Genomic DNA, 13,724 nt, shown 5'->3' with positions numbered 1-13,724 from the left:
CTTCTGTAGGAGCGCACCCTGTGCGCGAACACCTGACGAAGCGGTGACGACATGCCGCCGCAGTCGCGCACAGGGTGCGCTCCCACAATAGAGGGGCTCGCCGGTATTTAACCTGCCGCGGCCCGCGCGCTCTCCACCCGCTCATCCAGCCAAACCTTCAACGCCTCATCACTGGCCGCCATCGGCTCCGCATGCGCCGGACGCTGCAGCATCGCCGCCAAGGCCGGCGGCACCGCCAGCTGACGGCCGATCAATGGCTCGACCACGCTGTCGAACTTGGCCGGATGCGCCGTCGCCACCACCGCCCAAGGCAGCCCCGTCGAACCCATGCCATCGAGCACGTGCATCGCCGTGGCGGTATGCGGGCAGAACACCTCGTCATGGTCGCGCGCATGCCGCACGATGGTGTCGCGGATGGCGTTGTCGTCGACGCTGCTCGCGTGCAGCTGCAGGCGCAGCTCGTGGTCGTGCGGATAGGTCCAGCGCAGCCGCTCGAAATTGCTGGGCGCGCCCACGTCCATTGCGTTGGCCAGGGTGGCGATGGCCGGACGGGGCGAGTAGGGCGAGCCGTCGAAGTAATCGCTGAGCGTGGCGTTGGCATTGCAGGCGAGGTGGATCTCGCCCACCGGCAGGCCCATGTCGCGCACCCATACACAGGCCAGGGCATTGCCCAGGTTGCCGGTGGGCACGATGAAGTTGAGCGGCGCACGATGTTGGTGCCACCAGCTCAGGGAGGCCTGCGCGTAGTAGCTCATCTGCGGCAACAGGCGGCCGAGGCTGATGCTGTTGGCCGAGGACATCGGCACGCGCTGCTGCAGCGAGCTGTCGTTGAGTGCAGCCTTCACCATGCGCTGGCAATCGTCGAACGTGCCGTCCACGCGCAGCGCCTGCACGTTGTCGCCGAAACAGCCCAGCTGATGCGCCTGCCGCGGCGACACACGGCCATCCGGGTAGAGGATCACCACGCGCACACCGGGTTGCCGATGGAACGCAGCCGCCACGGCGGCGCCAGTGTCGCCCGACGTTGCCACCAGGATGGTCAGCGGCGCTTGTGCATCACCACGCAGACGCCGGAAGCAGGCAGCCAGGAAGCGCGCGCCGACATCCTTGAAGGCGGCGCTAGGGCCGTGGAATAGCTCCAGCACCATGGCATCGTCGCGATAGGCCAGCGGTCGCAGTGGTGTATCGAAGTCGAACGCTTCGCGGCAGATCGCGGGAAGCTGGTGGGCAAGCGAGGAGCCGCGAAAAAACGGATCGAGCAAGCTGGCAGCGGTCTGCGCCAGCGACTGGCCGGCGTCGAAATCGCTGGCATCCCGTTGCGGCAACGCTTCGGGTACGTAGAGGCCGCCATCGGGGGCCAATCCTGCGGCGATGACTTCGTCGATCCGTGCAGCATGTTTTGCGCTGCGCGTACTGCGGTAATGCAACGGCTCGCTCATGCGGCCTCGTCCTCGTCGACCAGCGTGGCAGCCGGTCCATTGATGGGTGACACCAGCACGTCGCTGGCGAGGCCTGCGTCGGCAAAGGCCGCCGACATGGCCGCCGCTGCGCGCTCGGCGTCGTCGCGTCGCTCATACCAGCCAAACACGCTGGGACCGGCGCCGGAAATACTTGCGCCGAGCGCATGGTGATCCAGGGCAGCCTGTTTCACGCGCGCGAAGCCTGGGACCAGCGGCGCACGCCTTGGTTCCACCAGGACATCCTTGAGGCCCTCGCGCACCAGCTCCGCGTCGCCACGGTGAAGTCCGGTGAGCACGAGGGCAAGGTTGGCCTGTTGCGCCACCACGTCATGCAGCGAGAAACCATCGGCGAGCACGGCGCGCGCCTTGCGCGTTTCCAGCACGGCATGCGGATGGACCAGCGCGCAATGCCAGCTCTCGGGCACGGGCAGGCGCAGCAGGCGATCGCGCGTGGCCAGCACCAGGCCGCCGAGCAGCATCGGTCCCAGGTTGTCGCCGTGGCGGCTGCCGCTGGCCACGGCCTCGCCGTCCAGGGCGAAGCCATACAGCGCTTCGCGCGGCAGCGGGCGTTCGAGCAAGGCGTTGGCGGCCACCAGCGCGGCCACGCACGAGGCGGCCGAGCCACCCATGCCCGAACCCAGCGCGATGCCCTTGTGCAGCTCCACTTCAAAGCCATGGCGCAGGCCAAGCGCGCGGCGCAGCGACAGCAGCGCAGCGCCTGCCGTATTGCTGCCCGCCTCGAGCGGCAGATCGGTCACACGCCCGTGGATGGCGGCGATGCGCACGGTGGGTTCGTCGATGCGACGCACGATGGCGCGGTCACCGGCGCCGGCCACGCTATGGCCAAGAATGTCGAAGCCGACCGCGACGTTGCCGACGCTGGCATAGGCCATGGCTTGTGCGCTGAACGCGCGTTGGGGAGTGGGCATGGGATCGATCAGTTGTGCATTCATCACCGCGCCTCCAGCGTTTCGGCAATACGCAGGAGATCGGCGAATACGCCTGCCGCCGTCACTTCCGGCCCGGCACCAGGACCCTGCACCAGCATCGGGTTGTCGCGATAGCGGTGCGTGGTGAACTGTACGATGTTGTCGGTGAGCCGCGTATGGGCAAACGGATGCGAGGCGGGCAACAGCGCCAGCCGCACGCTGGCATGGCCCTTGGCATCAAGGCTGGCGACATGGCGCAGCACGCAGCCCTGCGCCTGGGCATGCGCCACCTGGCGCGCCATCGGTGCGTCGAGCAGGTGCAGCTGGTCCATCACTTCATCGGCCGCCACCTCGGCCAGCTCCGGCGGCACCAGGCTCTGCACGTCGACGTCTTCCAGCGAGAGCGACCAACCCGCTTCGCGCGCAAGAATCACCAGTTTGCGCGCCACGTCCAAGCCGGACAGATCGTCGCGCGGATCGGGCTCGGTATAGCCCAGGGCGTGGGCTTCGCGCACCAGTTCGGAATACGGGCGACTGCCGTCGTAGCGATGGCAAAGCCAGGCGAGCGTGCCGGAAAACATGCCTTCCACCGCGAGCAATTCGTCGCCGGTATCGAGCAGATCGCGCAGCGTCCGCACCACCGGCAGGCCGGCGCACACCGTGGCTTCGTAGCGGAAACGTGCACCGCTGAAGGAGGCGGCGCGGATCGCCTGCAGGCGCGCCAGCGGGCCGCTGCTCGCCAACTTGTTCGGCGTCACTACGTGCAAGCCGGCCGCGAGCCACTCGGCATAGTGCGAGGCCACCGCTTCACTGGCGCTGCAGTCGATCACCAGCGCATGGCGGCCATCGTCGCCACGCAGATGCGCGGCGAACTCGTTCAGATTGCTCGGGCGCCAGGTCTGCGCGCTGCCGTGACGGCCATTGAGCTCGGGATCGTCCGCGTCCAGCCACATGCGGCGGCTGGCGGCCACCGCGCACAAACGCAGTTCCAGTCCGGCACGCGCGAGCCGCGGCTGGGCGGTTCGCAGCTGCTCGAGCAAGGCGCTGCCGACGCGGCCGGGACCGACCAGGCCCACGGCGAGGACGCGCTGGCGCGCGGTGGTCGTCGGCAGCGCCATGGCATGTGGCGGTAACGACGGTTGTTCGAGCGAGGGTGATGCGACAGCGTTCACGATGGCCTCTCCTTGTGGATGGCCCGTGCTCGCGGAGGGGAGTCGGAGAATGCGCCGGCCCGCCTCATCGAGGGCGGGGCCGTTTGCGTCAGAAACTTATTCGCGCACGCAGCTCCACCCCGACCTGGTGGTAATAGTGGTCGTGGTGGTGGTCGTGGTGGCGAGGGTCATGGCACCGGCGAACAGCGACGCGGCCCCGGTGTGGACCGGGTGCGGGAACATGCGTGCTGGCGCAATGGACGGCGACATGGCTTGACCTTAGGCCCGATGCTGCACTGCAGTCAACAGATTCGTTTGAAACTTTTGGCGCGCTTTGGGCGAGGTCGTCGAGCCGGCGATACAAGGTGTTGCAGCGGTGTAGCAGTTCAATGCCTCACCTGCGCGAACCGCTCTTGTAGGAGCGCACCCTGTGCGCGACCCACCTACGAAGCGGCGACGCTGCCGCGCCGCGGTCGCCCACAGGGTGGGCTCCTACGAGGCTGCGTCAAGCTGGAGGCTTCTTGTAGGAGCGCACCCTGTGCGCGACCACCCTACGGAGCGATGACGACGTTACGCGGCGGTCGCCCACAGCGTGGCCTTCAACAAACGCTCAGTCCCGATCGCCCCAGCGCCAGCTCGCCGGCTCGCCCTTGAACCAGCAAACAAACAGCAGCACCGCCGTAAGCGCGAACGCATAGGCCAGGAACCAGCCCTGCGCATGCTCGGCCTTCAACCACACCGTGCCGCAGCCCATCAAGGCGATGTACCCGAACAAGACCAGCAAGCCCTGCCACGTGGTGGGAAAACCCCAACCCCAACCGTAACGTTTAGCGGGGAACCAGTAGGTCTTGTCGCCTTGCATGGCTTTGCCTCCGGGCATGCCGTGGGTGAACGCGCGGCGCAGTCTACGCCGCCGCGCGTGCGCCGCCAGTGCCTGGCTCAGTGCGACAAGTCGATCGCGTACAGCGCCGTGCCGTCGCCGTTGTCCTTGAGCTGGCGGATGTTCTTCAGCCCCGCTTCGCGTGCCACGTCCTGCTTGTTCGAGGCAGCTTTGAACACCACCTCGCCGCGCGTCTTCACCGGCACGAAATGCCACGACGTGGCGGGCAAGTCCTTGGCGGTCAGGGTCTGCTTGCGCTGCAGCCACTTGGCCAGGATTTCGCGGGCGCCGTCGGGTGCGGCCAGCACGATGTTGTTGCCGTCCAGACCCGGGAAGTTGCCGCCGCCGCTGGCGCGGTAGTTGTTGGTGGCCACCACGAATGGCTGGTCCGGCTTCACCGGCTTGCCCCTGTAGCTGAGCTTGACGATGCGCTCGCCGGCCGGCTTGGTCACGTCGATCTGGTAGCTCAGCTCGCCTTGGATCTGGTCGAAGTTGTAACCAGGCAGGCGGTCGCTGATCAGTTCCTGCACGCCGTCCTTGCTGGGGTCGATGCGGTTGAAACGCTCGGCCGCTTTTTCCAGCCAGGCCTTCAGGCCGGCACCGTCCACCTTCACCGCCGAGAGCGTGTTCGGATAGAAGTACAGATCCGCGGCGCTGCGCAGGGTGAGCGGGCCGACGGCAATGTCGGTGTAGTCATCCGGACCGCCGAAGCCGGTGCGGAACGCCGCGGCGGCCGAGAGCACCGGCAGCTTGGCCAGCTCCGGATGCGTCTTGGGCAACTCGCTTTGCACGTAGTCGCGCATGGCCGCGTTGATTGGCGCCAGCGCCGTCATATTGCCCTCGTCGGCGAAGTAGCTGCTCAGATGCACGCGCGTCTCGCCGATCGGCGTGTTGACGTATTGCACGGCCGCTTCGTGCGCCTGCTTCACCAGCGGCGCAATGGCCGGGTCCGCCGGCACGCACTCGTTCTTCTTGGGGCAGATCGGGCGCACTTCGCTGTGCGTCTGGCTGTCGTCGATCACCCAGTGGCCGTCCTTGCGCTGCAGCGCCAGGTCGATCACGCCCAGGTCCTTGCCGAAAAAGCCGCCCATCACCGCCGGCTTGCCGCGCACGAAGCCGCGTTCGGCGTCCACGTCCTTCATGCCCTTGTAGTGTGGGCCCGGGAACTCCGTGTGCGAATGGCCCATCAGCAGCACGTCGATGCCGGGTACGCCGGCCAGGTACCAGCCGCCGTTCTCCATGTCGGGCGTGTACGGCGCGGTATTGAGGCCGCCGTGCAGCACGGCGACGACGAGGTCCGGGTGCTGCGCTTCCAGCTCCGGCAGGTATTTCTGGGCGGCTTCGACCACGCCGGTGACGGTCACCTTGCCGGCCAGGTTCTGCTTGTCCCAGTCCAGGATCGGCGGCGGCGTGAAGCCGATGATGCCGACCTTGAGCGGCACTTTGCGCGTACTGCCATCCGGGCCGGTCACGGTGATGTCCTTCTGCACCACCGTCCAGGGCTTGAAGATCGGCGCGCCGTCGCGGCTGCTGAACACATTGGACAGCACCAGCGGGAAATGCGGGCCAGCGCAGTGGTTGGCGTGGCCGCCCTCCACGTTCATCGGCGTGCCGGTGACCTGGGAGAGAAAGCCCAGGCCGTAGTTGAACTCGTGGTTGCCGGCGGTGCCGCCGTCGTAGCCCATGGCGTCCATGGCGCGGTAGATGCCCAGTTCCTCGTCGCAGCCCACCGGCTTCACCAGCGACTGGTAGTCGGCCAGCACGCTGCCCTGGATGGTGTCGCCGCTGTCGAACAGGAAGCTGTTGGGGTACTGCGCCCGGGCCCGGCGGATCAGGGTGGCCACGCGCTCGTAGCCCACGGTGTCGTCCTCGCGCTGCTTGTAATAGTCGTAGCTGAGCACGTTGGAGTGGACGTCGGTGGTTTCCAGGATCGCCACCTGGGCGCGGCTGCCGTCGGGCAGGGCGGTGGAATGGCGGGTGGCCTGGCTGGCGCAGCCGGCCAGCACGGCGGCGGCGAGGGCGGCGAGGGGAAGAAGGCGGTGGGTCATCGGCCTGTCCATGGGTGGGCAACGGGGGAAACCGGGAAACCTAGCAGATCGGCATGTCCGCTTGCCGGCGCAACGGCTGCTGAACCGCATGGGGCCGCCGTTTGGCCGTTGCCGGCCATTGTGCATGTGACAGTTGCAAGTCCGTAGAATTGCGCTCGAATGACACCCGGGCCAAACAGGGGGCCTCTCGACCATGCCGCAACGAACACTAGGCTTTCTGAAGAAAACCGGACCATGGCTGGTCGCGGCAGGATTTTTCCTGTTCTGCGTCAACATGACCGCGCTGCGCGAGCCCGCCTTGTTGCAGCAGGCGTTCGTGATCGCGCTGATGGTGTGTGCGTTCGGCATGCTGCTGTCGGCGTTCGCGCGTCCGGCCACGGCCCTGGTGCTGAGCGGCGGCCTGTTCCTCGGGCTGAACTTCCTGTCCGTGATGAAGCTGCGCTACCTCGATTCGCCGCTGATGCCGGCGGACTTCGTCTATTACGCGCGCAGCAGCCTGCTCGAAACGCTGGGCCATTACCCGCACCTGTGGATGCTGTCCCTGGTGGTGTGCGTGGTGACGCCGCTGGTGCTGTGGGCGGTGTGGCATTTCGATCGTCGACTGGTGGCGCATCTCAGCCGCCGTCGTGCGTGGAGCGTGCGCCTGGGTGGCATGGCGCTGTGGGGGCTGGCGTTCTGGGTGTGCCTGCTGCCGAACGGCCCGTTCGCCGAGGTGCATGCGCGCAACGTGTGGGAGAAGCTCTCCGACGACGCGCAGATCACCAACTTCTTCGTCAACTTCAGCGACTCGGACGTGCGCATGCCGGACATGGGCGATGACGCCCAGGCCGAGCAGGAGTGGGGTTCCACGGCGTCGGGCGAACCGGCCGCGATCCCGCGCTCGCCCGAATCGTATCCGGACATCGTGCAGGTGCTGGAAGAGAGCACCTTCAACCCGTCCAACTTCACCCAGTGCAATATCCCCGAATGCCGCGTGGCGATGTTCAAGCCGGACGTGCGCACGCGCTCGACCGGCCCGATGCGCGTGCACACCTTTGGCGGTGGCACCTGGGTAAGCGAATTCGCCACGCTGACCGGCATGCCGCAGGACATCTTCGGTCCGGGCGGCATGTACGCCCCGTACGTGCTTGCCCCGCACGTGCAGGACAGCCTGCCGCGCCAGCTGCAGCGCCTAGGCTATCTCACCGTGGCGATCTATCCGACCAATGGTGCCTTCCTCAACGGACGCAACGCCTATCGTGCCTATGGCTTCGATCAGTTCTACGATGCCGGCCAGCTGGGTCTGGAAGAGTGGGAAGAGACCGACAAGCAAATGTTCGACGCGGCCAAGCGCGTCTACGACAAGGTGAAGAAGCCGGGCCAGCCCGTCTTCGTGATGATCCTGACCCTGGCGCAGCACGGCCCGCACGACACCGATCCGTTGTCGTCGCTGCCGGCGCCGTTCAACAAGGGCGTGCTCAAGGGCCTGCCGACGCGCGAGTCGCTCAACTTCAACACCTACCTGGCGAACCTGCACAACTCCGACGCGGCGATGCACGGCCTGGAACATGATTTCCTTGATCGCGCGCAGCCTACCGTCATCGTGCACTTCGGCGATCACCAGCCCTCGTTCAGCGGTTTGATCCGCGAGATGCCGCGCACGTGGCCGGATGAGTTGTCCTCGGTCAAGGACTACCTCACCTATTACATGATCAAGAGCAACTTCCAGGGTGCGAACCTGCCGCATTACCCGATGCTCGACATCGCCCTGCTGCCGAGCATGGTGCTGCAGGCTGCTGACCTGCCGACCGATCCGTATTTCTCGGCGGCGATCTCGCTGCGCACGCGCTGCAACGGGTTGTATACCGATTGCGCGCAGCCGGACCTGGTGAAGTCGTACCACGCGTGGATCTTCAATCGGTTGCACGTGTACGAGTAAGCACTGTCCGGCGATGACCCTTCGTTGTGGGAGCGCACCCTGTGCGCGACCAGCCGACAGAGCGGCGACGCCGAGCGTCGCGGTCGCCCACAAGGTGGGCTCCTACAAGGGTGCGTCAAGGTTCGATGTTTCTGTGGGAGCGCACCCTGTGCGCGACGCCCCGAGGGCGGTGTGACGTTGCGTCACACCAGTCGCCCACAGGGTGGCCTCCCACAAAGAGCCATGCATCAGGCCTCGTAACGCACGCCTGAAATCCACGTCTCCGTCACCACCAGCTTCTCGTCCATCACGGCGAAATCCGCCTGCTGCCCTGCGACGAGTCGACCATGCGTACGATCCAGTCCCAGCCACGCGGCAGGATAGGCGCTGGCCATGCGCGAGGCTTCGGCCAGCGGCAGGCCGACCATGTTGACCAGATTGCGCACGCCCGTGGCCATATCCAGCGCGGAGCCCGCGAGCACGCCGTCGTCGCTCTGGCAGATGCCGTCGCGGGCGATGATGGTCTGGCCGTTGAGCACGTACTCGGGACTGTCCGCGCCCACCGGCGGCATCGCGTCGGTGACCAGCACGCTCTTGCCCTTGGCCTTCGCAGCAATCGCCACGCGCAGCGCGACCGGATGCACGTGATGGCCGTCGACGATCAGGCCGCACCAGCTGTGCGGATCGTCCAGCGCCGCGCCGACCACGCCGGGCTCACGGCTGCCCAGCGGCGTCATCGCGTTGTACAGATGGGTGAAGCCGCACACGCCGGCATCGAGCGCGGCACGCGTGGCGTGATACGTGGCGGCAGTGTGGCCGGCGACGACGAGCACACCGGCTTCGCTGAGCTGGCGAATGGTGTCGCGCGGCACTTCTTCCACCGCCAGCGTAAGCATCACCACGCCACGGCGATTGCGCGTGATCGCGGCGATGTCGTCGGCATCGGGCAGGCGGAACAGCGAGGCATCGTGGATGCCTTTGCGCGCGGTGGCGAGAAACGGCCCTTCGAGATGGATGCCCAGCACGCCGGGCACGCCCTGGTCGATAGCAGCGTCCACCGCATCGAGCGCCTTGCGCATCACGTCCGCGGTATCGGTGATCAGGGTGGGCAGAAACCCCGTGGTGCCGAACTTGCGGTGCGCGGCGCCGATGGTCGCCAGTGCCTCCACTGTGGGTTCGGCATTGAACAGCACGCCGCCGCCGCCGTTGACCTGCACATCGATGAAGCCGGGCAGCAGCAATTGGCGCTTGAGATCGTGCTTCGTGGCATCCGCAATGCGCTTGTCGTCCTCGCGCACGATCGCTTCGATGCGCTCGCCGCGCACCAGCACAGCCAGTCCCTCGCGCGGACCGTGATCGGTCAGCAGGCGAGCATTGATGAGTGCGGTCAGTGGCGTGCCCATTACATGGTCTCCGTGACCTTGCGCAGATGCGGCGGTACGTCCGGATCGAAACCGCGCGCCAGCGACAGCGCGCTGGCGGCGCGATAGAAACTCTGCACGGCCAGCAGCGGCGTCACGATGGGCGCGATGTTGTCGGGCAGCGGCAGCTTGTCGGGATCGTGATTGCCCGGCGCCGCGATGAAGACGCGCGCGCCGCGCGCGCGGAACTCGTTAGCGACGGCGATGGTGTTGTCCTGCGTGCCGTCGTCCTGGGCGAAGAACAGCACCGGAAAGTCCGCGCCCACGATGGCCATCGGGCCGTGCTTCACTTCGGCGGCGCTGAAGGCTTCGGCATGGAGTCCGCAGGTTTCCTTGAGCTTGAGCGCTGCTTCCAACGCGGCGCCGAAACCAAAACCGCGGCCGACCACGAACAGGCTGCTCGCACCGGTGAGGCCCTTGACCATCGCGCTCCAGTCGCAGTCCCAGCCACGACGCAGATCGTCCGGCAGGCGATCGACCACCTCGTGCAGCGTGGCGTCGTTGCTCCAGTGCGCGGTGAGCTGCAGCACGGCAGCGAGCGTGGCGAGGTAGCTCTTGGTCGCGGCCACGCTCAGCTCCGGGCCGGCGCGCAGCGGCACGAAGGTGTCGGCCATCTGCGCCAGCGGGGAATCTTCCACGTTGACCAGGGCCACCACGTGGGCGCCGGCGTCCTTGGCAGCCTGCGCGCTGCGCAGCAGGTCAGGACTCTTGCCCGACTGCGAGATGGCGACGAACAAGGCGCCGTCCATATGCAAGTCGGCGTCGTAGATGGACGAGATGGACGGCGAAGCCGACGCGGTGATCAGGCCCAGGCGGGTCTCGAACACGTATTTGGCATAGGCAGCGGCGTGATCGGAGCTGCCACGCGCACAGGTGACGATGAAGCGGGGCGGTTTGGCCCGCAGCTGCTCGCCGAGCTTCTTCAGGATCGGCGCGTTCTCGCGCAGCTGGCGCTCGACCACGGCGGCCGCCTCGTGGGCCTCGCGGTACATCAGGGTCTCGCTTGCTTGTTTCATCGTCCTATCTCGGTGACATGCACGAGGCGCATGCCGCGAGGCCAAGGTGCGCGAGCGCGACCTCAGCCCTTGCGGGGCGCCGGGGTTTGCGGTGGCGCGGTGGATCCACGCACGACCAATTCGGGTACAAAACATTCGCTGTGCGGCAGTTCGACCGCGGCGCCGGATTTGCGCTGCAATTCGGCCATCAGCTGCAGCGCCGCATGGCGGCCGATGTCGCTGGTGGACTGCCGCGCGGTGGTAAGTGCGGGCCAGGCCTGCTTGGAGAACGGACTGTCCTCGAAGCCGGCGATGGACAGCCCCCACGGCACATCCACGTTGCTCGAACGGGCCGCGGCGAGCACGCCCGCGGCGATTTCATCGTTGCTGCCGAAGATCGCGGTCGGCGGATCCTTCAGCGCAAGCAGCTTGCGGGCGCCGCGGAAACCATCGTCGAACGCATAGCGGCCGGGCAGCACCAGCTTCTTGTCCAGCGGCAGGCCGTAATCGCGCAGCGCGTCGGCATAACCCTGGTAACGCTCCGGGCTGGACCGATGGTGCGGTTCGCCCCACAGGAAGCCGATGCGCTTGTGGCCCATCTGGATCAGGTGTTCGGTGATCGCGTAGGCGGCGCTGCGGTCGTCGATGTAGACGCACGGTGCGCCGTCATGGGGATCGTCGCGCGAAGAAATGATGCGCACGAAGCTGATGTCGTTGGCGATCAGCGTATTGACCAGCTCCGCCTGCTCGGACATCGGCGGCGCCAGCACAAGCCCGGCGAGTCGATTGCGTTCGACCAGCGCGCACAGTTCCGCCGCCAGATCGGGCGAGGTCGAATCGCAGGGATGGATCAGCAGACCGAAGCCACGCTCGCGGCAGGCGGACAACACGCCGTCCTGCATGCTGATCACGTAGTGCGCGTTCGGGTTGTCGTAGACCAGCCCGATCGCATAGGCATGCGTGCTGCGCAGACCGCGCGCGGAAGGATTGGGCTGGTAGCCCAGGGCCTCGATCGCGCGCTCGACCTTTTCGCGCGTATCGGCGCGAACCGAGGCCTCGTGGTTGATGACGCGCGAGACGGTCTTGAGCGAAACGCCGGAACGCTTGGCGACATCCTTGATGGTGGGGTTGCGCAACACAAGAAACTCCGGCAATCGGTAAGTAGCGGCATCGTAGCCCAGCGAAGCCTTACCTGGCGGCGCGGTAGGCGCCGATCCAGGCCTCAGCGCGCGTGCTGGCCGACGCGGTGCCCCTTAACGCCGTAGTAAAGGATGTACAGGTAGCAGGGCACCATCAGGGCCATGAATACCAGCTGGAAGTTGAAGTGCTGTTTCAGGTGCACGAACAGCTGCGGCACCAGCGCACCGCCCGCGATCGCCATGATCAGCAGCGCCGAGCCGCGCTCGGTGAGGCGGCCCAGCCCGTGGATGGCCAGCGGGAAGATTGCCGGCCACATCATGGCGTTGGCGAAACCCAGGGCGGCGACGAAACCCACCGAGGTATGGCCGGTGGTGATGTACGCGCCCAGCGTAAACAGCACGCCGAGCACGGCGGACACCGCCAGATAGCTCTGCTGCGAGATGAAGCGCGGAATCAGCACCAGACCCGCCAGGTAGCCGGCGAGCATGGCGATCAGGGTGAACGAGGTGAAGTGCTTGGTCTCATCCAGCGGCAGGCCGAAACCCTGGCCATAGGTGCCGATGGCGTCGCCCGCCATCACTTCCACGCCCACGTAGAGGAACAGGCACAGCACGCCCAGCCACAGGTGCGGGAAGCTGAAGATGCCGCCCTTGGAGTGACCGATGTCCGACTCGGCATTGGCACCGGACGGCTTGATTTCCGGCAGCGGCGAGCGGACCACCCAGATCGCCAGCACCACCAGCAGGCCGGCCATGATCATGTACGGCATGTGGATCTTGGCGGCGAACGCGTTGAGCAGGGCTTCTTTCGCCTCGGGCGAGGCCGCGGCCTTCACCTGCTGGTCAAAGGTGTCGATGCCCGATAGCACCAGCGCGCCGAACACGAACGGCGCCAGCGCACCGGCCACCTTGTTGCAGATGCCCATGAAGGCGATGCGCTGCGCGGCGCTGTCGATCGGGCCGAGAATGCTGATGTACGGATTGGAAGCGGTCTGCAGCAGGGCGAGGCCCGCGCCGATCACGAACAGGCCGGCCAGCGCCGGATAGAAGATGCGCATGCTGACGAACTGGCCGAACAGCACCGCACCGATCGCCATCACGAACAACCCCAGGCCCATGCCCTTCTTCATACCGGTGCGCCGAAGCACGCTGGAGGCGGGAATGGCCAGGAAGAAGTATGAAAAATAGAAGACCAGCGGTACGAAGAAAGCCGACACGTCATCGACGTTGAAGGCGAGCTTCACGAAGGTGATCAGCGGACCGTTGAGCCAGGTCACGAAGCCGAAGATGAAAAACAGCACGCCGATGATCAGCATCGGCACCACGCTGGAAGAGCGCGGCTCGCCGGCGGCAAGCGTAGTGGCAGACATGGATGGACTTACTCCCCGCGGTTGGCCGCTGAACGATGGACCCGTGACGGCCCGATTCCCCCTAAAGCCCTTACCCCCGCCGCCAGGCAGGGGAGAGATAAGCGTTTATCGGCGCTATGCGTAACGTTGTCAAATTCTGACACGAGTGAGTCATCCAAAGGTGCACAAGGCGGTGCCCGCCATGACCCCGCGAAAACCTCGCATGCTGCGTCGCAATAGGGGTGATTTGGCAGCAATACGACTCGTCGAATTAGTTAAAAAACCCTTTGGTTACAGTGTGTTGCAGTGCGTCATGAACTTGCGGCCAGGGCGTCATTTGCTGCGATTGCTGGACTGCGCCAAACCCTTGTTTCGCATGAAAAAACGGTCTGTTGACAACGTTGTCATCCGTGGCGAGACTCGGGCCAAAATCGGGTCGCATGTCGTGCAATGCG

At 66.2% G+C, this 13,724-nt stretch carries 10 protein-coding genes; 1 reads left to right on the top strand and 9 read right to left on the bottom strand.

Features of this window, described 5'->3' with window-relative positions; all coding sequences use genetic code 11:
* Positions 1-107: 107 nt before the first annotated feature.
* The 5 genes from thrC to Y882_RS04530 all read right to left on the bottom strand — a co-directional run bounded on the left by thrC (position 108) and on the right by Y882_RS04530 (position 6,468).
* Positions 108-1,439 (bottom strand): threonine synthase, encoded by a 1,332-nt coding sequence (gene thrC, locus Y882_RS04555; protein WP_082120920.1) that lies wholly within the window; start codon positions 1,437-1,439, stop codon positions 108-110.
* Entirely contained in the window at positions 1,436-2,413 is a 978-nt protein-coding gene (locus Y882_RS04550) for a homoserine kinase (protein WP_046970706.1), read from the bottom strand. Before Y882_RS04550 ends, thrC begins: the two co-directional genes overlap by 4 nt.
* Complete coding sequence (locus tag Y882_RS04545) at positions 2,413-3,507, bottom strand: homoserine dehydrogenase family protein (RefSeq protein WP_082120919.1); 1,095 nt, start codon at positions 3,505-3,507, stop codon at positions 2,413-2,415. The genes Y882_RS04550 and Y882_RS04545 overlap by 1 nt, the downstream gene beginning before the upstream one ends.
* A gap of 643 nt (positions 3,508-4,150) precedes the next feature.
* Positions 4,151-4,402 carry a hypothetical protein gene (locus tag Y882_RS04535; RefSeq protein WP_046970703.1) on the bottom strand — a complete coding sequence of 84 codons (252 nt, stop codon included), beginning with the start codon at positions 4,400-4,402 and terminating at the stop codon, positions 4,151-4,153.
* A 77-nt stretch (positions 4,403-4,479) separates the two neighbouring features.
* Positions 4,480-6,468: a bifunctional 2',3'-cyclic-nucleotide 2'-phosphodiesterase/3'-nucleotidase gene (locus Y882_RS04530; RefSeq protein WP_046970702.1), complete on the bottom strand. Its 1,989-nt coding sequence runs from the start codon at positions 6,466-6,468 to the stop codon at positions 4,480-4,482.
* A gap of 193 nt (positions 6,469-6,661) precedes the next feature.
* On the opposite strand from Y882_RS04530, the gene Y882_RS04525 reads away from it, so the two are divergent.
* Entirely contained in the window at positions 6,662-8,386 is a 1,725-nt protein-coding gene (locus Y882_RS04525) for an LTA synthase family protein (protein ID WP_046970701.1), read from the top strand.
* Positions 8,387-8,613: 227 nt separating this feature from the next.
* Here the strand turns inward: Y882_RS04525 and nagA are convergent, their stop codons facing one another.
* The 4 genes from nagA to Y882_RS04505 form a co-directional block, all read right to left on the bottom strand.
* On the bottom strand, positions 8,614-9,768 hold the full coding sequence (gene nagA, locus Y882_RS04520) for an N-acetylglucosamine-6-phosphate deacetylase (RefSeq protein ID WP_046970700.1): 1,155 nt from the start codon (positions 9,766-9,768) through the stop codon (positions 8,614-8,616).
* Entirely contained in the window at positions 9,768-10,802 is a 1,035-nt protein-coding gene (locus tag Y882_RS04515; RefSeq protein WP_046970699.1) for an SIS domain-containing protein, read from the bottom strand. The genes nagA and Y882_RS04515 overlap by 1 nt, the downstream gene beginning before the upstream one ends.
* 62 nt (positions 10,803-10,864) lie before the next feature.
* Entirely contained in the window at positions 10,865-11,917 is a 1,053-nt protein-coding gene (locus Y882_RS04510) for a LacI family DNA-binding transcriptional regulator (RefSeq protein WP_046970766.1), read from the bottom strand.
* Between the two features lie 86 nt (positions 11,918-12,003).
* Complete coding sequence (locus Y882_RS04505; protein ID WP_046970698.1) at positions 12,004-13,290, bottom strand: sugar MFS transporter; 1,287 nt, start codon at positions 13,288-13,290, stop codon at positions 12,004-12,006.
* Between the last annotated feature and the right edge of the window lie 434 nt (positions 13,291-13,724).

This window comes from Dyella japonica DSM 16301, assembly GCF_001010355.1.
Taxonomy (GTDB): domain Bacteria; phylum Pseudomonadota; class Gammaproteobacteria; order Xanthomonadales; family Rhodanobacteraceae; genus Dyella; species Dyella japonica.
This window is presented reverse-complemented; position numbering and strand designations above follow the sequence as displayed.

What these genes read in the sequence shown, in the direction of transcription:
- Y882_RS04530 (WP_046970702.1), bottom strand. Translation starts at nt 6,468, where the DNA reads ATGACCCACCGCCTTCTTCCCCTCGCCGCCCTCGCCGCCGCCGTGCTG.
- Y882_RS04535 (WP_046970703.1), bottom strand. Translation starts at nt 4,402, where the DNA reads ATGCAAGGCGACAAGACCTACTGGTTCCCCGCTAAACGTTACGGTTGG.
- nagA (WP_046970700.1), bottom strand. Translation starts at nt 9,768, where the DNA reads ATGGGCACGCCACTGACCGCACTCATCAATGCTCGCCTGCTGACCGAT.
- Y882_RS04550 (WP_046970706.1), bottom strand. Translation starts at nt 2,413, where the DNA reads ATGAATGCACAACTGATCGATCCCATGCCCACTCCCCAACGCGCGTTC.
- thrC (WP_082120920.1), bottom strand. Translation starts at nt 1,439, where the DNA reads ATGAGCGAGCCGTTGCATTACCGCAGTACGCGCAGCGCAAAACATGCT.
- Y882_RS04525 (WP_046970701.1), top strand. Translation starts at nt 6,662, where the DNA reads ATGCCGCAACGAACACTAGGCTTTCTGAAGAAAACCGGACCATGGCTG.
- Y882_RS04515 (WP_046970699.1), bottom strand. Translation starts at nt 10,802, where the DNA reads ATGAAACAAGCAAGCGAGACCCTGATGTACCGCGAGGCCCACGAGGCG.
- Y882_RS04545 (WP_082120919.1), bottom strand. Translation starts at nt 3,507, where the DNA reads ATGGCGCTGCCGACGACCACCGCGCGCCAGCGCGTCCTCGCCGTGGGC.
- Y882_RS04505 (WP_046970698.1), bottom strand. Translation starts at nt 13,290, where the DNA reads ATGTCTGCCACTACGCTTGCCGCCGGCGAGCCGCGCTCTTCCAGCGTG.